Here is a 23,100-nt window from a genome sequence, read left to right on the forward strand (position 1 = left end):
GCCCAGGCCGGCGGCTGTTCCTCGCGGGACCGGCGACCGACGGGCTCGGGCTCCTCGCGGGCTCGGCGCCCCGTCGGCTCGGCGTCCTCCCGGGAGCGACGACCCACCGGCTCGGCCTCGTCCCGGGACCAGGGCGGTGCCCACGCGGCGCCCCAGCTCGGGCGGTTCCAGTTCGGGCCGGTCCAGTCCGGTTCGGTGCTCGGCGGCCACTCGGCCGCCGACTGTCGGGAACCGCCCGGTTCCGACCGGGACGACGGTTCCCGGTCGCCGCCCGGAACGTGCTGCGCACCGGCCGCCGGTTCGGCGACCGGGGACCGCTCGGCACCCGGGTCTGCGCCGAAGCCACGCCCGACCCGCTCGGACCCCGCGGCGTGCGGCGCGCGGTCCTGGTCGAACCCGGCCGCCGCGCGGTCCTGGTCGAATCCAGCCGCCGCGCGGTCCTGGTCGAAACCGCCCGCCGTGCGTGCGTGGTCGAACCCGCCCGACGCGCGGTCCTGGTCGAATCCAGCCGCCGCGCGGTCCTGGCCGGGGGGGCCCAGCGTCCGCTCCGCGTGGGGGCCGTCCGGGGCGCGGCCCTGGCCCGGCCCGCTGGCGGCGCGGTCCTGGCCGAACTCCCCCGGTGCGCCGTCCGTGCCGGCGGCGACCGGGTCGGCACCCCGGTCCTCGCGGAAGGCGCGGTCCGCGCCCAGCGCGCGGTCGACGCCGGCGACCCGGTCGCCGACGGTCGCGCGGTCGCCGGTGGCGGGCGCGGCATCGGCCGGGTGCTCGGCGGGTGGGCGCTCGGTGGGCGGCGGGAAGTGGCGCGGGTCAGGGGCCGACGGCTCCGGCGCGTAGTGGTCGCTCCAGCCGCGCGTCGGCCCGGCGGTCGACGGGGGCTCGTCGGCGGCGGCACGGTCGGCCGTCGGCGCGTGGAAGCCGGGCGGCACCTCGAAGCCGCTGGCGGCGGTGCCCACCGGCGGGACCTGGACGGCGGGGGGTGCTGACGTCGGCAGCCCCGGCTCCGACCAGCGGTTCTGGCGGCCGGCCGACGGGTCCTCGGCGGAGCGCCGGACCGGACGGGACTCGGGGTCGGTGAACCCGTGCTGCGTCCCGGGCGGCTGCTCAACCGTCGGCGCCGGACGCTGTGCGGGCACCACCAGCCGGTCGTTGCCCGGGTCGCGGCGCTGGTCGCCGAGGATGCCGGGCGGGGCGCTCACCGGGACCTGACGGCTGACCGGCGCGTCGTCGGCGGCGTGGTCGACGCCGTTGGCGTGGTGGCCGTTGACCCGGGCCGGCGGCTCGGCCGCGGCCGGCGGGCCGGGCAGCGGTGGCGGTGGCGGCAGGTCGCCGTGCCGCGGGGACGAGGCGGCCCAACCGGGGGACGGCTCGGGCGGACCCCATGGCGAGGCCGGCTCACGGGGGCCGGAAACCTCCCCGCCCCGGGACCAACTGGCCGCCGGGGGCGCCCACCCGCTGCCGGAACGGGCCAGGTCGTCCTGCGGACCCGTGCCGTCGCCGTGCTCCCCCGGGTTGGCGGCACCGGGTTGCCCTGTTTCACTCACCGCGCGCTCCTTGGTCGCCCCCGCTGAGGCTACCGTGTGGTGACAGTGGCGATAAGTTACAGCGGCGGGCCAATTCCGCGACGGGTCCCCGGGCCCCGACCGGTTCGGGTGAATTGCCGGCTCGTACGAAGAGACTCGGAGGTTCCCATGACCGCTGTGGGGAACGGTGCCCAGACCGCCGGCCGGCCCACCCGCCTGCCCCGTTCCGCGCGCCGCAAGCAGCTGCTCGCCGCAGCCCAGGAGGTGTTCGTCGCCCAGGGCTACCACGCGGCCGCGATGGACGACATCGCCGAGCGGGCGGGAGTCTCCAAGCCCGTGCTCTACCAGCACTTCCCCGGCAAGATGGACCTCTACCTCGCCCTGCTGGACACGCACTGCGACGCGATCCTCGCGAAGGTCGACGACGCCATGCGCGGCACCAACGACAACAAGGAGCGCGTCGGCGCGTCGGTGCGGGCGTACTTCGACTTCGTCGACCACGAGAGCGAGGCGTTCCGCCTCGTCTTCGAGTCGGACCTGCGCAACGACCCGGCGGTGCGCCAGCGCGTCGAGCGGGTGGAGCAGGGCTGCATCGCGGCGATCACCGACACCATCATCTCCGACACCGGGATCAGCCGGGCGCACGCCGAACTGCTCGCCTCCGGCCTGGTCGGCGCGGCCGAGACCGCCGCGCAGTTCTGGCTGGCCCGTGGCCGGCAACTGCCCAAGGCCGAGGCGGAGGCACTGGTCGCGGCGCTCTCCTGGCGGGGCATCGCCAGCTTCCCGCTGCAAGGTGAGTCAGCCTGAACATCCGGCCCCGAGATCGGATAGCCTTCCCAACGGCGGCTCTTTCGCCCGAATGAGGAGGCACAGTGGAGGTCAAGATCGGCGTGCAGTACGCGCCCCGCGAGCTGGTCCTGGAGAGCGCGCAGTCGCCGGCCGAGATCGAGCAGATCGTGACCGACGCCTTCGGCAAGGACGAGGGCACCCTCTCCCTGACCGACGAGAAGGGCCGGCGGGTGATCGTGCCGGTCAGCAAGGTCGCCTACGTCGAGATCGCCGAGGCATCGCCGCGCGCGGTCGGGTTCACCGTCCGCTGAGTGGTCCGGTCGGCCGCGACGGGTGACCCGACGATCGCCCGTCGCGGACGCCCGGTTCGCGGTCAGTTGTTCAGCCCGGCGGCGGCCATCCGCGTGGCGTGCGCCGCGGTGAGCCGCCCGAACAGCCCCGGCACGTCCACCCGCCCGCTCTGTGCGACGAGCGCGGTGAGCGCCCCCCGCTCGGCGGCGGCGACCCGGCCGGCCTGTGACAGTGCCTCGCCGACCAGTCGCCGCGCCCACATCGAGAGCCGGCCGGCCACCCTCGGATCGGCCTCGACGGCCGCCCGGATCTCGGCAACGGCGAAGTCGGCGTACAACGAGTCGTGCAGCACGTCGAGGACGAGCTGACGGTCCGGCTCGGCCAGGGCCGCGGCGATCTCCCGGATGAAGTCGTCGGTGATGGCGTCGCCCACGTACGCCTTCGTCACCGCCTCCGCCCAGTCCCTCGGCTCGGTCGAGTCGTGGTACGCCTGGAGCGGCTCGACGTACGGCGCCATGGCGTCGTCGGGCAGCACGCCGAGCGCGGTGAGCCGGTCGGCCAGCCGCCGGTAGTTGCCGATCTCGGCGGCGGCCATCTCACCCAGCGCCGCCCGCCGGCGCAGGTCGGGAGCGAGCCGGGCGTCGAGGGCCATCCGTTCGAAGGCGAGCAGCTCACCGAAGGCCACCAGGCCGAGCAGGTCGACGACGGCATGGTCGGGCAGGTCGGTCGCGGGCACGAGCGCAGGCTACCGCCCGCCGGCAAACCGGCCAGAAGTGACGCAGGTCACACGGGTGCCCCCCGGCGTGGCGCGCGCGGATGGAATCGGGACGCCTCCGGGTGGGTTCAGGTAGCATGGAGCAGTTGCCGCGGGCGCCGACCTGACCCAGGCTGATCCGAGCGATCAGCCGGCCCGGTCGAAGTGTGAGGCCCGCGGCGCGCGTGCGGCCCGGTCCGGCAAGGCATTCAGCCGCCGACCGTGTGGCCCGCGCCACACCAGAACGCGCCCTGAGGACATGACGGGGCGCACCCACGAGAGGGCACCCCCAAATCCATATGAGCGAGCTGACTCAAGACCTCATGGACGGCCAGGAACTGGCCGCCACCGCTCCGGTGCGTCCGGAGGCACCCACCTTCGCCGAGCTGGGCGCGCGTCAGGAGACCGTCGACGCGCTGGCCGCGGCCGGCATCACCCGCGCCTTCGCCATCCAGGAGTACGCGATCCCGATCGCGCTGCGCGGCATCGACATGATCGGCCAGGCGCCCACCGGCACCGGTAAGACCCTCGGCTTCGGCGTACCGCTGCTGGAGCGGGTCTTCGCGCCGGGCGAGGGCAGCGACGGCGTGCCGCAGGCGCTGGTCGTGGTACCCACCCGTGAGCTGGGCATCCAGGTGGCCAAGGATCTCGCCGCCGCGGGCAAGACCCGGGGCGTCCGGGTGCTGCCCATCTACGGTGGCGTGGCGTACGAGCCGCAGATCGACGCGCTGCGCAAGGGCGTGGAGATCCTGGTCGGCACCCCCGGTCGCCTGATGGACCTGCAGAAGCAGAAGCACCTGCGGCTGGACCGGGTCCGCGCGTTGGTGCTGGACGAGGCCGACCGGATGCTCGACCTGGGCTTCCTCGACGACGTCGAGAAGATCCTGGCGATGCTGCCGGAGGACCGGCAGACCATGCTCTTCTCGGCGACCATGCCGGACCCGATCGTCACCCTCTCCCGGCGCTTCCTGCGCCAGCCGATGACGATCCACGCCGGGCACACCGCCGAGACCGGCCCGTCGCCGCAGACCGAGCAACTGGCCTACCGCACCCACTCGATGAACAAGGTCGAGATCGTGGCCCGGATCCTCCAGGCCGAGGCGCGCGGGCTGACCATGATCTTCACCCGCACCAAGCGGGCCGCCGACCGGGTCGCCGAGGACCTCGACTTCCGGGGCTTCGCGGTCGCCGCCGTGCACGGCGACCTCGGGCAGGGCGCGCGCGAGCGGGCGCTGCGGGCGTTCCGGGCCGGCAAGATCGACACTCTGGTCGCCACCGACGTCGCCGCCCGGGGCATCGACGTCAGCGGCGTCACCCACGTCATCAACTACGACTGCCCCGAGGACCAGGACACCTACACCCACCGGATCGGTCGTACCGGCCGGGCCGGGGCGACGGGCGTCGCGGTGACCTTCGTCGACTGGGACGACATGCCCCGCTGGCGGATCATCGACAAGACGCTGGGCCTGGACATGCCGGAGCCCGCGGAGACGTACCACACGTCCCCGCACCTCTACACCGACCTGCACATCCCCACCGACATCAGCGGCACCCTGCCGACCGCCGAGCGCACCCGCGCCGGACTGTCGGCCGAGGTCGAGGAGGACCTCGGCGGCGGACGGTCCCGCCGGGGCGAGGGCCGGGGCTCCCGCAGCGGCGAGGGCCGCGGTCGCGGCGAGCGCCGCCCGGCCCGCGCCAGCGGTGCCACCGACGCGCCGGAGGCGGACGCGCCGGTCGACAACGCCGAGGAGGGCGCCCGCGTCCCGCGTCGCCGCCGGCGTCGCCGCGCCGGCGAGACCGTCGCGGGCGAGCCGACCGCGGTGATCGCCGCCGAGGCCACGGATACGCCGGCCGCCACCGAGGGCGAGGCTTCGAAGCCCCGCCGCCGCCGGCGCCGTCGTGGGGGCGGTGGCTCCGCCGCCGGTACGCCGGCCGAGGCGACCGCCGACTGACGCACGCGCAATCGACGTCCCCGTACCGGTCTCCGGTGCGGGGACGTCGTCTGCGTCCGGCACGCCTACCGCGCCCGGGACCCGCCGCACCCCGGCGACCGCCCGCGCGCCCCGGGTCGACGGACCTCTCCCCGCCGGCCGAGGAGGCCGGCGCAGCCATCCGCACCCCGTTCGGGGCGGGTTCGACCGAGCAGGATGATGGTGCAATGCCCGAACCGCTGGACGCCGCCCTGACCGAGGTCCGGGCACTGCTGCTCGACCCGGCGCTCACCCGTGCGGTGGCCGCCGGGCGCCGGCGTGGACACCGCCCCTCGATGGTCCGCGCCGAACTGCGGCCGGTCGCACTCAAGGCGGGCCCCCGGTTGCAGATCTCCACCTACGACGGCTCCCGCCCGTACACCCGAAACGTGGCCCCCGGCCCGGAGGCGGACGCGGCGGTGGACGCGCTGCTGGCCGAGCCGTTCGGCAACTGGCACGTGGAGACGGCCGACGGGACGCTCCAACTGCGGGTCACCAAGTCCGGCGAGGCGCAGGTGCACCGGGCCGCCGCGGCCCGGCCCGCCGCCGAGCCGGGTGGGCACGACCGGGCGAAGGAGTACCTCCTCGACCCCGGCGACCCGATCTTCGCCGAGATCGGCGGCTCGGCGGCGAAGCGGCGCCAGGTCGACGCGTTCCTGCGGGCGCTGGCGGCGACCCTCCCGGACGACCTGACCGGCCCGCTGCGGGTGGTCGACCTGGGCTGCGGCAACGCGTACCTGACCTTCGCCGCGTACCGGTGGCTGGCGCAGCGGGGGGTCGACGTCGAACTGGTCGGCGTGGACGTCCGGGAGGACCAGCGGCGACGCAACACCGACCTGGCCGAGCGGCTGGGCTGGGCCGACCGGGTCAGCTTCGTGGCCGGCACGATCGCCGACGCCGTCGTGGAGCCCGCCCCCGACCTGGTGCTGGCCCTGCACGCCTGTGACACCGCTACCGACGAGGCGCTGGCCCGGGCGGTGCGCTGGCAGGCCCGCTGGGTGCTCGCCGCGCCGTGCTGCCACCACGACGTCGCGGCCCAGCTGCGTACGCGGCCGGCACCGGCCCCGTACGAGCTGCTGACCCGGCAGGGCATCCTCCGGGAGCGCTTCGCGGACGTCCTCACCGACGCGCTGCGGGCCGGGCTGCTCCGGCTGCACGGCTACCGGGCCGAGGTGGTGGAGTTCGTCGACTCCCGGCACACCCCGCGCAACCTGCTCATCCGGGCACGACGCACCGGCACCGCGCCCACCGCCGCCCAGCGGACGGAGTACCGGGAACTCGTCGACCAGTGGGCGGTCACCCCACGGCTGTCGGCGCTGCTGCCGCCGGTGCCCGCGCCGGACGCCGCCCCGACCCGCGTGTGATCCACGCCATTTTGCAGGGTGCGGAGTCCCGCTCACGAGACGGTCTGGTCGACCAGTCAACTGTTTCCCTGCCTTTCCGTACTACCCTCGGAGGCGCACCGCCGGGTGCCGGTCGGGAGGGAAGACCCGCAGGGATGGGTTCCGTAGAGGTTTCTCCGCAGATGGCCTTCGCACGTTTCGTACGGCGCGCCATCGACGACGCCCGCGAGGAACGCGGCTGGACCGTCACCGACCTGGCGTCCCACACCGGCGTCGGCCGGTCGACCGTGTTCCGTTGGCTCGCCGGAGACTGGCAGGACTACCCCGAGCTGGCCAAGGTGCGCGGCTTCTGCGCCGCGCTGGACCTGCCGGTCGCGGCCGCGTTCCGCGCGCTCGGCCTGCCCGACGCCGGTCCCGCGCCCCGTCGGCGCGTCGACGACGGCCCGGTCGAGGCGGACGTCCGGGTGATCCTGCAACGGCTGGCCGACCCGACCGTGCCGGCCGAGGAGAAGCACCACATCCGCGACCTGCTGCGCTACCTGGCCCGCCGCCCCATCCGCCGCGCCGGCTGAGCACCACCAGCGGAAACGTGCCGCACCCGGCTTCGGGCGGCAGCCGCGGGGTCAGGGCACCGTGAGCGTGAACTCGGCGGTGCGCACCACGCCGGCGACCTGGAAGTCCAGGTAGAGCCGGTACCGGCCCGGGTCGGGCGTGGTCACCCAGAACGTCACCGCCCCGTCGACCGGCTGCGGCTCGGGGTGGACGTGCAGGTAGCCGAGATCCCCCTCGCGCAGGGCGACCAGGTGTCCGTACGCGCCGAGGTAGCGCTCCAGCGCCGGGCGCCCGCCGGCCGAGTCGACACGGAAGGTCAGCGGCACGGTCACGCCGGCCTGCGGGGTGCCCTGGTAACTGACGGTGAAGCCGTCGACCGTGGCCGAGGACGCCGGCGCCGGCAGCGGCCTCGGCTGGTAGCCGCCCGGCGCGGTCAGGTCCACCCCGAGGGTCACGGCGGTCTGCCGGCCGTCGTCGGCGAGCGCGGTGAAGTCGGCGTACGCCCGCCAGACCCCCGGCTGCGGCAGGGTCAGCGGCACCGACCAGGTGCCGTCGGCCGCCATCGTGGGGTGCAGGTGCTGGTAGCCGGTCAGGTCGCGACGCACCACGATGAGGTGCATCGGCTTTTCGTGCACGACCGCGAAGCGGGTCACCGGGCGGCGTTGCGCGTCCCGCACCACGAAGCGCAGCTCGCCCGCGCGGCCGGCGGTGAACGCGGCGGCCAGGGGGGTGAGCGTGTAGCCCGCCGAGCTGATCGAGAGACCGGCGGCCTGCGCCGCCGCGGCCTGGTCGACGCCGTGCTCGTGGGCGCCCGTGCCCGGCGGGTGGCTGTGGCCGGTGAGGGCGCTGTCCGGTCCCGCCGCCGCGGACGGGCCCCCGCCGTTCAGCCGACCGAGGCCGAAGCCGAGCAGGACGGCGAGCACCAACCCGCCGACGACCAGCGCCAGCCGGACGGTGCCGCGGTCCGGCACGGCCGACACGTGCTCCGGCCCGGCGGGCGCCTGCTCCGACGAGACCGGCGCACCGTCGGACGCGACCGGCGCCTGGTCCGGCGCGGTCGGCACGCCGTCGGGCGCGGTCGGCACGTGCTCCGGGGCGGCCGAGGCGTGCTCCGGCGCGGCCGACACCTGGTCAGGCACCGCCGCCGTCCCGGTCGCGAACGGGCTGCTCATCGGTCATGCCGCCCACGCTACCGCCCGTCGGCACCGCGCCGGCCCGCCGGTGGCGCGGCGTGGCGACGGTCGCAGTCCGCCCCCGCCGGGAACTTTTCCGGCCGATCCGGTCACGACGTCGCCGCAGCTCGGGCCCCTCCGCCCAGGCATCGGCGGCTTGGCCGGACCGGCGGCCGGTGACCCGCCGACAGTCGGCACCCGACGAACGCCGGACAGCAGGCAGCAGGCAGCAGGCTGACGCCGGGCAGCCGGCGGTGGGCGGGCGGCGCCGGTGGCTCAGCCGGCCACGGCCAGGGCGAGCGGAAGCACGTCGGGGGCGCCGGCCCGGCGCAGCTCCCGGGCGGCCATCGTCATCGTCCAGCCCGAGTCGACCAGGTCGTCGACGAGGAGCACGGGCCCGTCGAGCCCGGCGAGGGCGTCGGCCAGTTCGTCCGGCACGGTGAGAGTGCCGTGCAGGGCGCGTACCCGCTGGGCGCTGTTGCCGCGCGGGCCGCCGGCCGGTGCCCCGGTCGGCGTCACCTGGCCGAGCAGCGGCAGCCGGCCCACGGCGGCGATCCGCTCGGCGAGCGAGCCGACCAGCCGGGGTCGGCGGCGCGAGCCGACCGCGACCACACCGACCGGTCGGCGCGGCCACCTCTCGTCGCCGTGCGCCCACGCCTTCAGCACCTCGACCACGGCGGCGGCCACGTCCTCGGGTACGGCCACGTCCGCCGCCTCCGGCCCGACCAGGTCGCGCAGCCGGCCGCCCCACCCCAGGTCGGAGAGCCGCCCCACCGCGCGCCCCGGCAGCGCCTGCTCCGCCGGGGCGATCCGCCCCTTCAGCGGTACGCCCACCGCCTCCAGCCCGGTCGGCCAGAGCTTCTTCGGCGTGATCTCCACCCCGGGCCGGCCGAGGAAGGTCTGCGCGGCGGTCTGCGCCACCTCCGACACGTCGGCCGTGAACAGCGGGCCGGCGCAGCGGTCACAGCGGCCGCAGTCGGCGGCCCCGGCGTCGTCCAGGCACTCGCGCAGGTAGCGCAGCCGGCAGTCGGGGGTGCTCGCGTACTCCCGCATGGCCTGCTGCTCGGCGGTGCGCGCCTCGGCGACGCGGCGCAACCGGGCCTCGTCGTAGACCCAGGGCTCCCCGGTGGCGAGCCAGCCGCCGCGCACCCGGCGGACCGCGCCGTCGACGTCGAGCACCTTGAGCATCAACTCCAGCCGGGCCCGGCGCAGGTCGACGATCGGTTCGAGGGCCTGGGTGGAGAGCGGACGGTCGGTGTGCAGGGCGGCCAGGACGGCGCGGACCTGCGCCTCGGGCGGGAAGGCGAGCGAGGCGAAGTAGCGCCAGATCGCGGCGTCCTCGGTGCCGGGCAGCAGCAGCACCTCGGCGTGCGCGACGGCCCGGCCGGCACGGCCGACCTGCTGGTAGTACGCGATCGGGGACGGCGGCGCGCCGAGGTGCACGACGAAGCCGAGATCGGGCTTGTCGAAGCCCATGCCCAGCGCGCTCGTGGCGACGAGCGCCTTGATCTTGTTGTCCAGCAGGTCCTGCTCGGCGGCCCGCCGGTCGGCGTCCTCGGCCTGCCCGGTGTAGGAGGCGACGGCGTAGCCCCGGGAACGCAGGAACTCGGCGGTCTCCCCCGCCGCGGCGACCGTCAGCGTGTAGACGATGCCCGAGCCGGGGAGCCGGTCCAGGTGGTCGGCGAGCCATGCCAGCCGGTACGCCGGGCTCGGCAGCTCGACCACGCCGAGGCGCAGCGACTCCCGGTCCAGGCTGCCGCGCAGCACGAGGGCGTCGCCCAACTGCTCGGCCACGTCGGCGGTGACCCGGGCGTTGGCGGTGGCCGTGGTGGCCAGCACCGGGGTGCGCTCGGGCAGGTTGCCCAGGAACGTACGCAGCCGGCGGTAGTCCGGCCGGAAGTCGTGCCCCCAGTCGGAGACGCAGTGCGCCTCGTCGACCACCAGCAGGCCGGTGGTGGCGGCCAACTTCGGCAGCACGGTGTCCCGGAAGTCCGGATTGTTGAGCCGCTCCGGGCTGATCAACAGCACGTCCACGGCGCCGGCGTGGATCTCGGCGGTGATCTCGTCCCACTCGTCGAGGTTGGCGGAGTTGATCGTGCGGGCCCGGATGCCGGCCCGGGCCGCCGACTCGACCTGGTTGCGCATGAGCGCCAGCAGCGGCGAGACGATCACGGTGGGCCCGGCGACGCCGTCTCCGCCGGCCGCCTCCCGGTCCCGCAGCAGGGCGGTGGCCACGAAGTAGACCGCCGACTTGCCCCACCCGGTGCGCTGCACGCAGAGGACCCGACGACGGTCGATCACCAGCGCCTCGATCGCCCGCCACTGGTCCTCGCGGAGCCGGGCGTGCTCGCCGGCCAACCGCCGCAGCACCGCCTCGGCCCGCTCCCGTACCGCCGTCCGATCCTGGCTCATCCGGCATTTCTACCAGCTCCGACGGACGTCCTCCGCGAGACGGCGGACCGCCCGGGGCACGCCGCCCGACCGCCCTCGAACGGGAACAAGCGCGTACGGGTCGGCCACCGGTGGGGCCGTGGGCCCAGGCGGGCCCTCAGGGCCAACGCGGCGGCACGGTCGCGTGCCAAGATCTGCGGCGGCAACAGTCAGCGAGGAAAGAGAATCATGCGAATCACGCAGCAGACCGGCCCCGCCGGCAGGGTCCGGCGGGTCGCGGCGGCAGCCGTCTCCCTGGTGGCCGCGACCTCCCTGGTGACCGGGTGTGGCAACGACGACGCCCAGGACGCCCCGGCGGCCTCCTCGCCGGTCCCGTCGGCGTCCCCGTCGGCCAACCCGAAGAGCACGCTCCTGGCGGCGGTGCCGGACGAGGAGGACCCGGCCTTCCGGTTCAGCGGCAGCGACCCGACCGGCGTCGTCACCGGCGTGGTGGACCCGGCGGGCAAGGGCATGGACCTCACCGTGACCGAGAAGGACAAGGAGCTCGACTTCACGATGAAGCTCTCCTTCCGCCTGATCGAGCAACGCTCCTGGATGAAGGTGAGCTTCGACGGCGCCGAGGAGCTCAGCAGCATGCTCAAGCTGCCGAAGAAGTGGATGGAGCTGGACCACGCGAAGCTGACCGACCCGGCCAGCGTGCCCTACTACGAGGGTGCCGACCCGGGCAACGCCGGCGCGATCCTCGGGGCGGTGGGAGACACCGTGACGGACCAGGGTGGCGGGACCTACACCGGGACCGTGGACCTGACCCACGGCGAGCACGTGCGCCAGGCCATGGCCGACGCCGTGGACGTCGACGCGCTGGGCGCCGCGGCGAAGACGATCCCGTTCACGGCCGTCGTCGGCGCGGACGGGAACCTCACCTCGCTGACCCTGGAGATCCCGGCGGTCGGCAAGCTCAAGGCCACGAAGTACGTCGTGAAGTACTTCGACTTCGGCAAGGCCCCGAAGGTCACCGTGCCGACGGGCAGCCAGGCGCAGAAGGCTCCGGCATCGGCGTACGAGCTGCTGAACAGCTGACGTACGAGGACGGGAGACGGGGTCGCGGTCGCACGAGGGGGCCGCGGCCCCGACGCCCCCCGGACCGTCGGTCCCCGTCCACGCGTAGGCCCCGCCGATGACGAGCCGTCGCCGGGCGGCGGCAGCTTCGTCATCGGCGGGGCCTGGGCCTGGGCCCGCGCCCGTCAGGGGCGGCGGGACGGGGTGCGCAGGGAGTGCTTGAGCAGTGCCAGGCGCGGGGCGAGGCTGGCCAGGCCGCCGGGGAAGAAGTAGACGGCCAGGATGAAGACCGTGCCGAGCACGAAGAGCGGCTGGGACAGCGGGTTGCTCAGGAACGCCGGCAGGGCCTCCACCGCATCCGACGTGCCGAACGCGACCAGCCGGTGGTCCAGGTACATGTAGAGGATCCCGCCGATCACCGGGCCCCACCGGGTGCCCGGCCCGCCGAGCACCACCATGACCAGCAGCGCCAGGGTCCACTCGGAGGAGGTGATGTGCGGCGAGGCGCCGCCGACGATCAGGACGTAGACCGCGCCACCGGCCGCCGCCAAGCCGCCGGCCAGGGTGAACGCCACCAGCTTGAACCGGTACGGGTCGAGCCCGAGCACCCCGATCCGCCGTTCGTCGTCGCGCAGGCCGGCGAGCACCCGCCCGGTCGGCGAGCCGGAGACCCGGTGCACCACGAAGACCACCACGACCAGGTACGCCAGCGCCAGCCAGTAGAGGTTGACGGTGTTGGTGACCCCGACCAGCCCCTGGGGCAGCCCGGAGACGTCCAGCGGCAGCCCCTCCTCGCCGCCGGTGAGCCCGCCGAAGTCCCGGGCCACCAGGATCGCCCCGACCTGGGCGAAGGCGAGCGTCACCATGGCGAACGCGATGCCGACGGTACGCAGCGCCACCGCCCCGAGCAGCGCGGCGAGGATCGTCCCGCCGGTGGTCGCGAGCAGCGCGGCCTGCCACAGCGGCAGCCCGGCCTTGGTGACGAGGATGTCGGTGCCGTAGACGCCGGCGGCGAAGTAGAGGGCGTGCCCGAAGGAGAGCATCCCGGTCCGCCCGAAGAGCAGGTCGTACCCGGCCGCCAGACCGCCGAAGACCAGGCAGACGGAGAGCAGTTGCAGGGTGCCCGGGGAGTTCAGCGCCCCCTCGAAGATCCCCGGCAGGTGCAGCGTCGAGTACGGCAGGATCAGCGCGACCACCAGCGCGACCAGCGGCAGGTACGGACGCAGCCCGTGCCACCGCCGGCGCCCCGGCGTCAGCTCGTCGGGCACGGCGGCCGGCGGCGCCGGAACCTCGGGGCTCTTGACCTCGGTCATGCCGTTGCCACCTTTCCGGCGATGCCCTGCGGGCGCAGCAGCAGCACCACGGCCAGCAGCGCGACCACGCAGATGTCGCCCAGCCCGGAGGTGCCGTAGTAGTTGACGAACTGTTGGGTCAGGCCGACGGCGACGGCCGCGTACGCGGACCCGATCACCGAGCCCATCCCGCCGATGACCACCACGATGAACGCGAAGATCAGCAGCGAGCCGCCCTGGCCGGGCGAGACGGTGCCGAAGTAGACGCCGCCGAGCGCGCCGGCCAGCGCCGCAGCCGCCCCGCCGATCGCGAAGACCAGGGTGAACGCCTTGCGCACGTCGATGCCGAGCGCGGTGACCATCTCCCGGTTCTCCACGCCGGCCCGGATGATCAGGCCGTAGCGGGTCCAGCGGAGGAAGGCCAGGATCGCACCGAGCACCAGCACCGCGGCGATGATCAGCAGCAGGCCGCCGTTGGGCACGTTGGCGCCGAGGATCGAGGTGACCTGCCGGCTCCACTCGGGGCGCGGGAACGGCCGGGCGTCCGCGCCCCAGGTCGCCTGGAGCAGCGCCACGCCGGCCAGCGAGAGACCGACGGTGACCAGCACCTGCTCGATGGTGCGGGAGTAGAGCGGCCGGATCAGCACCAGCTCGACCAGCACCGCCACCAGCGTGCCGGCGGCCACCCCGAAGATGACCGCGACCACGAAGCCGAAGCCGTCCGACCCGGCGCCCGGCAGGTTGTGCGCCGCCCACCAGGTCCCGTACGCGCCGACACCGAGGAATACGCCGTGCGCGAAGTTGAGCACGTCGGCCAGGCCGAAGACCAGGGAGAGCCCGCTGGCGACCAGGAAGTAGAGCGCCGCCAGGCCGAGCCCGGTCAGCGTCAACAGGATGACGGTGTCCATCAGTGCTGGTCCTTCCGCGCGGCGGCCGGCGTACCGGCGGGGTGGTGTCCCTCCGCCGAGCCGACGCCCAGCAGCGACTTGGTCAGGGCGGTCTCCAGCAGCAGTTCCTGCGCGTCGCCGGTCCAGGCGACCTGGCCGGCGGCCAGCACGACCGCGTCCCGGGCGAGCCGCCGGACCACGGCCAGGTTCTGCTCGACCAGCAGCACCGGCACGGATTCGGCGACCCGTTCCAGCACCTCGGCCACCTCGGTCACCACCTTCGGCGCGAGCCCCTTGGTCGGCTCGTCGACCAGCAGCAGCCGGTTGTCGTTGAGCAGCACCCGGCCGATCGCGAGCATCTGCTGCTGCCCGCCGGAGAGCGAGCCGGCCCGTTGCCGTCCGCGCCGGTCCAGCTCCGGGAAGAGCGCGAACACCTTGTCGTACGCCGGGGTGCTGCCCCGCCGCTCGGCGAGCCGGAGGTTCTCCGCGACGGTGAGCCCGGCGAAGACGCACCGGTCCTCCGGCACGTAGCCCAGCCCGCCGCGGACGAGCCGGTGGGTGGGCCGGGCCAGCAGGCTCTGCGCGCCCATCCGGACGGTGCCGCGCACCTCGCCGGCGGGCGGGGTGAGGCCGACGATCGCGCGCAGCGTGGTCGTCTTGCCCACGCCGTTGCGCCCGAGCAGGACGGTGACGCCGGTCGGGGCGACCGTGAAGGACACCCCCTGGAGGATGTGCAGCCCGGCGATGCGGACCGACAGGTTCTCCACGCTGAGAATGGGTTCCACTAGAGCGACTCCCCCAGGTAGGCCTCTTGCACGGTGGGGTTGGCCATCACCGTCTCCGGGGTGTCGCAGGCCAGCAGCGCGCCGTGGTGCATCACGGCGATCCGGTCGGCCAGTTCCAGGATGACGTCCATGTGGTGCTCGACCATCAGCACCGACCGGCCGCTGTCGCCGGTGAGCGAGCGGATCACCGAGACCAGTTCGGGCACGTCCTCGGCGCTGACCCCGGCCATCGGCTCGTCGAGCAGCATGACCCGGGGCTCCCCGGCGAGCAGCAGGGCGATCTCCAGCTTCCGCTTCTCGCCGTGGGCGAGGGTGCCGGCCAGCGCCGTACCCCGGTGGGCGAGGCCGACGCGGTCGAGCGCCGCGTCGGCGGCGGCGGCGACCTCCCGGTCGGCCGCCGCCCGCCGCCACAGCTTCATCGAGCCCCCGCGGTACGCCTGCACGGCGAGCCGGACGTTCTCCCGCACGCTGAGCGAGCCGAAGACCGAGGATGCCTGGAAGGTACGGCCGAGGCCGAGACGGGCCCGCTTGTGCGGCGGCAGGGAGCCGATGTCCTGCCCGTCGAGGGTGATCCGACCTTCCGTGGCCCGGCGTACGCCGGTGATCAGGTTGAACAGTGAGGTCTTGCCGGCGCCGTTGGGCCCGATGACGCCGAGGAACTCCCCGGGCGCCAGGTCGAGGTAGACGCTGTCGACGATGGCGACCTCACCGATCCGCCAGGTCAGACCGCGGGTGGCGAGCATCTGTTGTCAGCCCTTCATCGCCACGGCCGGCGGCGCGGACTCGTCCCCGGTCAGCGCCTTCTGGGCGGTGGCCGTGAACGCGGTGCCGCTGCCGGACAGCTTGGCCTGGAACATCGGCTGGAGCAGCGCGTGGTCCTCGGCTCGGATGGTCATCTTGCCCTTGACCCCGTCGAAGCTCCAGCCCTCCAGCGCCTTCACCATCTTCTCGACGTCGTCGCCGCCCTCCTCGATGGCCCGTACGACCATCTGCGCGGCGGCGAAGCCGTCCGGGTGGAACAGGTCGACGGTGCCGACCTTGGCCTTCAGCGCCTTCACGGCCTCGTTGTCGGAGGCCCCGTCGAAGTAGTGCGACAGGAAGGAGATCTTGCTGCCGGCCGCGCCGAAGGTCGGCCACGAGGCGCGGATGTCCAGGCCGGTGACGACCGTGGTGGAGGAGAGCACGCCCTGCTGGTCGAGCGTCTGCCACATCGCGGGGGCGGTGGTGCCGGCCCAGGCGACGAAGAGCAGGTCCGGCTTGGCGGACTTGATCTGGCTGGCGAACGGGGTGAACTCGGTGGCGCTGGCCGGCGCCCGGACGCTGCTGACGGCCGCGCCCGCGCCGCCGATGACGGCCTTCACGGCCGCCTCGTTGGCGTCGCCGAAGGCGCCGTCCTGGGCGAAGACCACGACCTTCTTGCCGGCCGGGTCGCCGATGAACGACTTGGCGGTGACCACGTCCTGGTACGACTGCCGGCCGGAGCGGAACGTGTACTTGTTGGCGCCGGTCACCGCGTCGGTGGCGGCGGGCCCGGAGATGAAGAGGACCTTGTTCTGGGCGGCGATCGGGGCGACCTGGAGGGCCACGCCGGAAGCCGTCGAGCCCGCGATGATCTTGTTGCCCTTGCCGATCAGGTCCTTGGCCGCGGAGACCGCCTTCGCCGGGTCACCCGCGTCGTCGACCTCGGTGACCTCGACGGCCCGGTCGCCCACCTTGTTGGTGCCCTTGGTGGCGAAGTCGAGGCCGGCCTTGAATCCCTCGATGTACTGCTTGCCGTAGCTGGCGAGGGCTCCCGACTGGGAGTAGACCAGGCCAACCTTCACCGGGGCGGCGCTGTCGCCGCCACCGGAGGCGGTGTCCTGCGGGCTGCCACAGGCCGTGGCGGCGAGCGCCGCGGCCATCATCGTGGCGGCGGAGAGGAACACCCGCCGCGTCGTCCGGACCGTCATTGCCACTCCACGTGAGGACTCGGAGGTAGGGAACTCATATGACGGCTCACGCTAGAAGTGACGTCACCCACGGGCTATGTGGCCGAAACACACAAGTAACAGGGGTGGGGTGGTCGGGGGTTACAACGAGCACCACGCCGGTGGCGATCCCACCCGTCCGCGATGGGCGCCCGCCCCATCGACGGAAGTGATGCTGTGTCGCTCCGCGCCACCGATACCCACCGAATGCCGTATTCCTCCCGCCCTCCGCTGGCCGAACCCCCGCTGGCGAACCCGCTGCCCGAACCTCGCCGGCCGTGCTGTCCCCAGGCCGCCTGGCAGACCCCCGTCCGGCCGCCCGTCAGACCTCCCGTCCGGCCGCAACCGGACGGCGTTCGGAAGATCTTGGTACGAACTGGCCCCTCCAGGGGCCGATTCCTACCAAGATCTCCGGGATGCGGCGAGCGCAGCGCCGCGCGCCGGGTGCGGCGGGGGTGCAGCGGGGCGTGCCGGGTGCGGCGGGTGCGGCGAGGCGTGCCGCAGTGCGGCGAGGCGTGCCGCAGTGCGGCGGGTGCGGCGGGGGCGTGCCGGGTGCGGCGGGTGCGGCGAGGCGTGCCGGCTGCGGCTGGTGTGGCTGGTGTGGCGGGTGTGGCGGGTGTGGCGGGTGCGGCGGGGTTCGGCGGTGCGAGGTGTTGCGAGGTGTGCCGGGGCGGACGGCGAGAAGCAGGGCTGGGGATCCAGCAGGTGCCGTGCAGGGGGTCGCCCTGGCTGGTCTGGCTGACGTTGGCCGGGGACGGCGGCGCGTCCCGCTGGTCACCGGCCCGGTGGACGGCCTCGTCCGGCGGGAGCCGCCGCCCCTATGGATGGGGCAGCTCGACAGCGTCTGCGCAGCCTGGCGCGCCTGAATCGTTTACGACATCAGCTCGACAGCCTCGCACGGGAAGAACGCCAGCGGGGCGGATGACGGCGGGGCGTGCCTGGGCTCGGTCGGGATGCCGGTTTCCACACCCGGCCCGCAGCGGAAAAGGAAGATTGTCTGGTGCGCCGGCTTCTTCGTCACCCCGTACGGCTCGTGCCGCTCGGCTTCCTGGTGACGATCCTGGTCGGCACCGGACTGCTGATGCTGCCCTGGGCCACCAGCGAGTACCGGCACACCCCGTTCCTGACCGCCCTCTTCACCGCCACCTCGGCGGTCTCGGTGACCGGGATGGCGGTGGTGGACACCCCGAACTACTGGAACGGGTTCGGGCTCGTGATGATCACCCTGCTCACCCAGGTCGGCGGCCTCGGCATCGTGACCGGTGCGACCCTGGTGATCCTCGTGGTGGCCCGGCGGTTGGGGCTGCGCAGCCGGCTGCTGGTGCAGGCCGAGACCGCCGAGTTCGGCATCGGCGACGTACGTCGGCTGCTGCTGCGCATCGCCGGCCTCGCGCTGGCCTGCGAGGCGGTCATCACCGCGATCCTGACCGCCCGGCTGTGGATCACCTACGACTACCCGTTCGGCCGGGCCCTCTGGGGCAGCGTCTTCCACGCCGTCCAGGCCTTCAACAACGGCGGGTTCGCCCTCTACACCGACAGCCTGGTCGCCTTCTCGACCGACGCCTGGGTCACCCTGCCGCTGGCCTTCGGCACGATCGTCGGCGGGCTGGGCTTCCCGGCGCTCTTCGAGGCGGTGCGGGAGTGGCGGCAGCCCACCCGGTGGGCGGTCGCCACCAAGCTGACCGTCTGGGGCAGCCTGACACTGCTGGTGGTGGGCTTCCTCAGCCTGCTGGTCATCGAGTGGGCCAACCCGCGCACCCTGGGCATCTACACCTGGCCGGACAAGCTCCTGGTGGCGTTCGCCCAGAACTCGTACATCCGCACCGGCGGTTTCAACGTCCTGGACGTGGGCGGCCTGGAGGATGAGGGCTATCCCCTCCTCATCGCGCTGATGTTCATCGGCGGCGGCAGCGCCAGTACGGCCGGCGGGATCAAGGTGGCGACCTTCTTCCTGCTCGCCTTCGTGATATGGGCGGAACTGCGGGGAGAGCCGGACGTGACGGTCGGGAAACGCCGGGTGGCCACCGCCAGCCAGCGGCAAGCCATCACCGTCGCCCTGCTCAGCGTCGCGCTGGTGGCCTGCGGCACGGTACTGCTGATCTTCCTCACCGAGGGGATCCCCTACCACGCGGCGCTGTTCGAGGTCACCTCGGCGCTCACCACCACCGGCCTCAGCCTCGGGGTCGCCGCGTCGCTGCCGGAGAACGGCCAGCTCGCCCTGATCATTCTCATGTTCGTCGGCCGGATCGGGCCGCTGACCCTCGGGTCGGCGCTCGCCCTGAACACCCGTCGGCGGCTGTACCGCTACCCGGAGGAGCAACCCATTGTCGGCTAGGAGGACGGACGAGGGCAGTGTCGTGGTGATCGGACTGGGCCGGTTCGGGTGTCACCTGTCCGGCGCGCTGGCCGCGATGAACCACGAGGTGCTGGCCATCGACCGCAACCCGGAGCAGGTGCAGCGGTGGTCGGCGCAGCTCGACCGCGTCGTGCAGGCCGACGCCACCGAGGAGGGGTCGCTGCGCCAACTCGGCGTGGCGGACTTCGGCCGGGCGGTGGTCGCCATCGGCGCCTCGTTGGAGGCGAGCGTGCTGACGGTGCTGGCGCTGGCCGAGCTGGGCGTACCGCAGATCTGGGCGCGGGCCACCTCGACGAAGCACGCCAAGATCCTGGACTCGGTCGGCGCGCACCACGTGATCTTTCCCGAGGCGGAGACCGGGGAGCGGCTGGCCCACCTCATCGTCAGCAGGATGCTCGACTTCATCGAGTTCGGCGACGACTTCGCCATCGCGAAGGTGTGCGCCCCGGAGGCGATGCTCGGCCGGCCGCTCTCGGAACTGACGCCCACCGGGCGCTACGGGGTGCGCGTGGTGGGCGTGAAGCTGCCCGGGGAACGCTTCCGGTACGCCACCGACGCCACGGTGATCGCCCCGGGCAGCATGCTGATCATCGAGGGGGACATCGAGCAGGTGCAACGGTTCTCGGAGTTCAGCTGACCCCGGCGGGCTCAGTCGTCGTCATCGTCCCTTTCCGTGCCCCTTTCCCTTTCCGTTTCCTGGCTTACTTTTTTTCCACCACCCGCCTTGCCCTTGCCCTTGCCGGAGTTGTCGGGCTTGGCCTTCGACCCGCCGGAACTCCCGGCCGACGTGCCGGCCTTCTTCGTCGGGGCCTTGACGGTGGGCGCCTTGGCCGGTGCCTTGGTGGGTGCCACGCTGGGCACCGCGCCGGCCACCCCGGAGACCTGCGCGCCGCAGGTCTCGTCGCCGAGGCGGAACTCCAGCGGCAGCGGGTTGACCCCGCCGTGGCGGCCGGTCAGGGTGAGTTTCTCGGACGCGCCGGGGGCCAGCGCGGCCCGCTCCGGAGCCGGCTCCACGAGCACCGTGCGCCCCTGCTGGCGCACCGGGACGGGGGTCGCCTTCGTCACCGTCTGCTGGCTGGGGAAGGTGAAGCTCAGCCGCCAGTCGCGCAACTCCCGCATGCCGGTGTTGGTGAGGGTCAGCTCGGCGGCGAAGTCCTTGCCGGAGTCCGTGCGCAGCGCGTACGTGACCCGGCAGGGCGGCGGCGTCTCCGCCCCCATCCGCGCCTCCGTCGGCTGGTCGATGCCGCCGCTGGCGGGGCTGTGCGAGGTCACCCCCCACAGCGCCGCGGTCACCGCCGCCAGCCCGGCGGCGGCCACCCCCGCCTCGATCCGCCGGCGCCGGGTCGCCGCGCGCCGGTTGCGCGTACGGGAGAACGGCAGCGCGTCGGTCGCGGTGGACCAGGGCAGGATCGTGGTGCCGGCGGCGGCGAACGCGGCCTCGTCCACGGGCCCCGCCGCCGGGGAGACCGGCACGGCGGAGATCATGCCGGCGGCCTCGGCGAGCGTGCGCGCGACCTCGGGGGTGGCGGGCCGGTCGCCCGGGCGCTTGGCCAGGCAGCGGCTCACGAGCTCGCGCACCTCGTCGGGCAGCCCCGGCACCGGCGGCATCGGCTCCGGCTCGTTGTACATGTGCGCGCGCAGCATCTGCGTGGTGGTGCTCGCCTGCCACGGCAGCCGGCCGGTGAGCATCCGGTAGAGCAGCAGGCCGACCGCGTACACGTCGGTGGCCGGGGAGACCTGGCCGTTGTCGAGCCGCTCCGGGGCGAGGTACGCGGGGGTGCCGAGCAGTGTGCCGTCCGGCCCCTTCTCCTTCTCCCCCACCAGCGCGGAGATCCCGAAGTCGACCACCTTCACGCCGGTGGCGGTCAGCATGACGTTGCCCGGGGTGACGTCGCGGTGCACCACGCCACGGGCGTGCGCGGTGGCCAGCGCCGAGGTGACCTCCGCGCCGATCGTCACCGCCTCCCGCCAGGGCAGACTGCCCCGGCGCAGCCGGCCGGTCAGCGACTCCCCGTCGACCAGCTCCATGACGACGTACGGCACGGTCAGGCCGACCTGCTCCGACTCGCCGTAGTCGTACACGTTGGTGATGTTGGGGTGGCACAGCCGGGCGGCGGCCTGCGCCTCGATCCGGATGCGGTGCCGGAACGCTCGGTCGGCGGCGAGCCGCGACGCGAGCACCTTGACCGCCACCTGCCGGCCCAGCACCTCGTCGTAGCCGCGCCAGACCACGGACATGCCGCCCGCCCCCAGCTGCTCGATCAGCCGGTACCGCTCACCCAGCAGTTGTGCGCCGTCCCGGATCGGTCCACCCATGAGGGTCGTTGTTGCCCCGGACCGACCCGGCTACACCTGAAGGGTCGGAATCGGTCAGCGATTCACCCGTTCAGGCGGTGGCGAGGAGCTGGTCCACGGGCGCGTAGTCGTCGGTCAGCACCAGCGCCTCGCCGACGAACGCGGTGAGGTCGGCGCCCGCCAGCAGGTTGGCGCCCTCCCGCAGCTCAGCCAGCCGGGCGCGGACCGCCTCCAGCGGCAGCGGGGCGTCGGAGGCGACGATGAGGAAGTTCGAGCCCTCCTGACCGGCGAGCGCCGCCGCCGGCGCGATCAGGGCGACGTGCCGGAACTCGGCGGCGACGGTGGCCAGCTCGCTGCGGATGAAGCGCAGCGGCGGGTAGTCGATGACGTTCTGCACGTAGACGCCGCCCGGGCGGGTCACCCGACGGACCTCGGCGGCCATCTCCCGGGTGGCGAGGTGCCAGGGCACCACCAGGTGCCCGAACGCGTCGCCGACCACGAGGTCGCGGCTGTCGGTGGCCTCCCCCGCGACCAGCAGCCGGGCGTCACCCACCACCGCCCGCAGGTCCGGCCCCTGGCGTACGCCGAGCTGCCGCTCGCCCAGCTCCACCAGCCCGCCGTCGATCTCGAACACGACGTTGTCGGTGCCCGGACGGGTGGCGGTCAGGTAGCGGGGCACGGTGAACCCGCCGCCGCCCAGGTGCAGCGCGTCGAGCCGCTGACCCTTCGGGGCGACCACGTCGGCCACCGCCCCGATCCACCGGGTGTACGCGTACTCCAGGTGGGTGGGGTCGGCGAGGTCCACGTACGAGTGCTGGGCCGAGTTGAGCAGCAGGGTGCGGCCGGAGTCCCGGCCGGGATCGACCTCCACGCTGGCGCAGTGGTAGGCGGTCTCGATGTCGCACGGGTTCGGGGCGACGGTGGTCAGCCCGGCGCCGACGAGACCGAGCACCGCCAGGGCGGCCTTGGCGCGGGCGGGGCCGGGCAGCTCCGCGCGGTCCTGGCGGCGCAGCCACACCCCGAGGCCGAGCCCGGTGAGCCCGAGCGAGGCCGCCAGGGCGAACAGGATGACCGTGCTGGGCAGCGCGGCCACCAGCACGAAACCGGTGACCAGGGTGGCCGTGACCGCACCCAACGTGCCTACGCTGGAGAGCCGGCCGACCACCTGGCCGGTGCGCCGCAGGTCGGCGAGCTGGAGCTTGACGACCAGCGGGGTGACGGCGGCGAGCAGGGCCGCCGGCACGAAGACGGCGAGCGCGACGAGCAGCAGGATGGCCGAGGCCGCCCCGCCGCGCAGCACCTCGCCGGCGTACCGGACGGCGGGCAGGGTGACGGCCGTGGTGATGCCGGCCAGCACCAGCGCCGGAGCCAGCATCGCCCTCGGGTTGCGCCGGTCGGCCAGCCAGCCGCCCGTCCACGCGCCGTAGGCGATGGCGGCCAGAGCGATGCCGATGACCGAGCTGGTCACCTGGAGGGTCACCCCGACGTACGGCCCGACCAGCCGCAGCGCGGCGGTCTCCAGCACCAGGACGGCGCCGCTGGAGAAGAAGACCAGGAACGCGGCGAGGCCGTTGGGCAGGGCCCGGGGGGTCGTCGCCGCTGGCTGGGCGGGCGGGACCGTGACGTCGGAGGATGGGGAGCTCACCCGCGCGATGGTACGCAGGAAAACTGGGCCCC

At 74.0% G+C, this 23,100-nt stretch carries 18 protein-coding genes; 8 read left to right on the top strand and 10 right to left on the bottom strand.

Annotated elements, in window-relative coordinates; translation table 11 throughout:
• Positions 1-1,688 precede the first annotated feature (1,688 nt).
• Both ACPXCB_RS18010 and ACPXCB_RS18015 read left to right on the top strand, forming a co-directional pair.
• Positions 1,689-2,327, top strand: a complete 639-nt coding sequence (locus ACPXCB_RS18010) for a TetR/AcrR family transcriptional regulator (RefSeq protein ID WP_132230849.1) — start codon at positions 1,689-1,691, stop codon at positions 2,325-2,327.
• A gap of 65 nt (positions 2,328-2,392) precedes the next feature.
• Positions 2,393-2,620, top strand: coding sequence for a DUF3107 domain-containing protein (locus ACPXCB_RS18015; protein ID WP_334449574.1), 228 nt, complete (start codon positions 2,393-2,395; stop codon positions 2,618-2,620).
• Between the two features lie 62 nt (positions 2,621-2,682).
• Here the strand turns inward: ACPXCB_RS18015 and ACPXCB_RS18020 are convergent, their stop codons facing one another.
• The gene (locus ACPXCB_RS18020; RefSeq protein ID WP_425876804.1) at positions 2,683-3,336 is read right to left on the bottom strand and encodes a ferritin-like fold-containing protein; all 654 of its coding nucleotides are present in this window, start codon (positions 3,334-3,336) and stop codon (positions 2,683-2,685) included.
• A 317-nt stretch (positions 3,337-3,653) separates the two neighbouring features.
• Between ACPXCB_RS18020 and ACPXCB_RS18025 the strand changes: the two genes are divergently transcribed.
• From ACPXCB_RS18025 to ACPXCB_RS18035, 3 genes are all read left to right on the top strand, one after another.
• Complete coding sequence (locus tag ACPXCB_RS18025; protein ID WP_425876806.1) at positions 3,654-5,306, top strand: DEAD/DEAH box helicase; 1,653 nt, start codon at positions 3,654-3,656, stop codon at positions 5,304-5,306.
• A gap of 206 nt (positions 5,307-5,512) precedes the next feature.
• Positions 5,513-6,688, top strand: a complete 1,176-nt coding sequence (locus tag ACPXCB_RS18030) for a class I SAM-dependent methyltransferase (protein ID WP_425876808.1) — start codon at positions 5,513-5,515, stop codon at positions 6,686-6,688.
• A gap of 134 nt (positions 6,689-6,822) precedes the next feature.
• Positions 6,823-7,239, top strand: coding sequence for a helix-turn-helix domain-containing protein (locus ACPXCB_RS18035; RefSeq protein WP_091627481.1), 417 nt, complete (start codon positions 6,823-6,825; stop codon positions 7,237-7,239).
• Positions 7,240-7,290: 51 nt separating this feature from the next.
• Here the strand turns inward: ACPXCB_RS18035 and ACPXCB_RS18040 are convergent, their stop codons facing one another.
• Positions 7,291-8,391, bottom strand: coding sequence for a hypothetical protein (locus ACPXCB_RS18040; protein ID WP_425876810.1), 1,101 nt, complete (start codon positions 8,389-8,391; stop codon positions 7,291-7,293).
• A 276-nt stretch (positions 8,392-8,667) separates the two neighbouring features.
• A complete protein-coding gene (locus ACPXCB_RS18045; RefSeq protein WP_425876812.1) occupies positions 8,668-10,803 on the bottom strand; it encodes a DEAD/DEAH box helicase in 2,136 nt (711 codons plus the stop codon).
• Between the two features lie 213 nt (positions 10,804-11,016).
• On the opposite strand from ACPXCB_RS18045, the gene ACPXCB_RS18050 reads away from it, so the two are divergent.
• Complete coding sequence (locus ACPXCB_RS18050) at positions 11,017-11,862, top strand: hypothetical protein (RefSeq protein WP_425876932.1); 846 nt, start codon at positions 11,017-11,019, stop codon at positions 11,860-11,862.
• 164 nt (positions 11,863-12,026) lie between these two features.
• Here ACPXCB_RS18050 and ACPXCB_RS18055 read toward each other — a convergent pair whose 3' ends face one another.
• The 5 genes from ACPXCB_RS18055 to ACPXCB_RS18075 are packed head-to-tail and all read right to left on the bottom strand — an operon-like array spanning position 12,027 to position 16,754.
• The gene (locus ACPXCB_RS18055; protein WP_425876814.1) at positions 12,027-13,154 is read right to left on the bottom strand and encodes a branched-chain amino acid ABC transporter permease; all 1,128 of its coding nucleotides are present in this window, start codon (positions 13,152-13,154) and stop codon (positions 12,027-12,029) included.
• The gene (locus tag ACPXCB_RS18060; RefSeq protein WP_425876816.1) at positions 13,151-14,041 is read right to left on the bottom strand and encodes a branched-chain amino acid ABC transporter permease; all 891 of its coding nucleotides are present in this window, start codon (positions 14,039-14,041) and stop codon (positions 13,151-13,153) included. Before ACPXCB_RS18060 ends, ACPXCB_RS18055 begins: the two co-directional genes overlap by 4 nt.
• Positions 14,041-14,805 carry an ABC transporter ATP-binding protein gene (locus ACPXCB_RS18065; protein WP_151456743.1) on the bottom strand — a complete coding sequence of 255 codons (765 nt, stop codon included), beginning with the start codon at positions 14,803-14,805 and terminating at the stop codon, positions 14,041-14,043. Before ACPXCB_RS18065 ends, ACPXCB_RS18060 begins: the two co-directional genes overlap by 1 nt.
• Positions 14,805-15,548 (bottom strand): ABC transporter ATP-binding protein, encoded by a 744-nt coding sequence (locus ACPXCB_RS18070; RefSeq protein WP_425876818.1) that lies wholly within the window; start codon positions 15,546-15,548, stop codon positions 14,805-14,807. The genes ACPXCB_RS18065 and ACPXCB_RS18070 overlap by 1 nt, the downstream gene beginning before the upstream one ends.
• 6 nt (positions 15,549-15,554) lie before the next feature.
• Positions 15,555-16,754 carry a substrate-binding domain-containing protein gene (locus ACPXCB_RS18075; protein ID WP_132230839.1) on the bottom strand — a complete coding sequence of 400 codons (1,200 nt, stop codon included), beginning with the start codon at positions 16,752-16,754 and terminating at the stop codon, positions 15,555-15,557.
• Between the two features lie 1,018 nt (positions 16,755-17,772).
• Between ACPXCB_RS18075 and ACPXCB_RS18080 the strand changes: the two genes are divergently transcribed.
• Both ACPXCB_RS18080 and ACPXCB_RS18085 read left to right on the top strand, forming a co-directional pair.
• Entirely contained in the window at positions 17,773-19,107 is a 1,335-nt protein-coding gene (locus ACPXCB_RS18080; RefSeq protein WP_425876820.1) for a TrkH family potassium uptake protein, read from the top strand.
• Positions 19,097-19,765: a potassium channel family protein gene (locus ACPXCB_RS18085; RefSeq protein WP_425876822.1), complete on the top strand. Its 669-nt coding sequence runs from the start codon at positions 19,097-19,099 to the stop codon at positions 19,763-19,765. Before ACPXCB_RS18080 ends, ACPXCB_RS18085 begins: the two co-directional genes overlap by 11 nt.
• A gap of 11 nt (positions 19,766-19,776) precedes the next feature.
• On the opposite strand, the gene ACPXCB_RS18090 is transcribed toward ACPXCB_RS18085, so the two are convergent.
• Both ACPXCB_RS18090 and ACPXCB_RS18095 read right to left on the bottom strand, forming a co-directional pair.
• The gene (locus tag ACPXCB_RS18090; protein ID WP_425876824.1) at positions 19,777-21,444 is read right to left on the bottom strand and encodes a serine/threonine-protein kinase; all 1,668 of its coding nucleotides are present in this window, start codon (positions 21,442-21,444) and stop codon (positions 19,777-19,779) included.
• A 70-nt stretch (positions 21,445-21,514) separates the two neighbouring features.
• Positions 21,515-23,068, bottom strand: a complete 1,554-nt coding sequence (locus tag ACPXCB_RS18095; RefSeq protein WP_425876826.1) for a fused MFS/spermidine synthase — start codon at positions 23,066-23,068, stop codon at positions 21,515-21,517.
• Positions 23,069-23,100: the final 32 nt, after the last annotated feature.

Origin of the sequence: Micromonospora sp. DT62, from assembly GCF_049847285.1 — a bacterium.
Lineage (GTDB): Bacteria > Actinomycetota > Actinomycetes > Mycobacteriales > Micromonosporaceae > Micromonospora > Micromonospora reichwaldensis.

Excerpts from the sequence above, each read along its gene's own strand:
- ACPXCB_RS18035 (WP_091627481.1), top strand. The coding sequence starts at position 6,823 with ATGGGTTCCGTAGAGGTTTCTCCGCAGATGGCCTTCGCACGTTTCGTA.
- ACPXCB_RS18040 (WP_425876810.1), bottom strand. The coding sequence starts at position 8,391 with ATGAGCAGCCCGTTCGCGACCGGGACGGCGGCGGTGCCTGACCAGGTG.
- ACPXCB_RS18025 (WP_425876806.1), top strand. The coding sequence starts at position 3,654 with ATGAGCGAGCTGACTCAAGACCTCATGGACGGCCAGGAACTGGCCGCC.
- ACPXCB_RS18045 (WP_425876812.1), bottom strand. The coding sequence starts at position 10,803 with ATGAGCCAGGATCGGACGGCGGTACGGGAGCGGGCCGAGGCGGTGCTG.
- ACPXCB_RS18070 (WP_425876818.1), bottom strand. The coding sequence starts at position 15,548 with ATGCTCGCCACCCGCGGTCTGACCTGGCGGATCGGTGAGGTCGCCATC.
- ACPXCB_RS18055 (WP_425876814.1), bottom strand. The coding sequence starts at position 13,154 with ATGACCGAGGTCAAGAGCCCCGAGGTTCCGGCGCCGCCGGCCGCCGTG.
- ACPXCB_RS18030 (WP_425876808.1), top strand. The coding sequence starts at position 5,513 with ATGCCCGAACCGCTGGACGCCGCCCTGACCGAGGTCCGGGCACTGCTG.
- ACPXCB_RS18010 (WP_132230849.1), top strand. The coding sequence starts at position 1,689 with ATGACCGCTGTGGGGAACGGTGCCCAGACCGCCGGCCGGCCCACCCGC.
- ACPXCB_RS18075 (WP_132230839.1), bottom strand. The coding sequence starts at position 16,754 with ATGACGGTCCGGACGACGCGGCGGGTGTTCCTCTCCGCCGCCACGATG.
- ACPXCB_RS18090 (WP_425876824.1), bottom strand. The coding sequence starts at position 21,444 with ATGGGTGGACCGATCCGGGACGGCGCACAACTGCTGGGTGAGCGGTAC.
- ACPXCB_RS18060 (WP_425876816.1), bottom strand. The coding sequence starts at position 14,041 with ATGGACACCGTCATCCTGTTGACGCTGACCGGGCTCGGCCTGGCGGCG.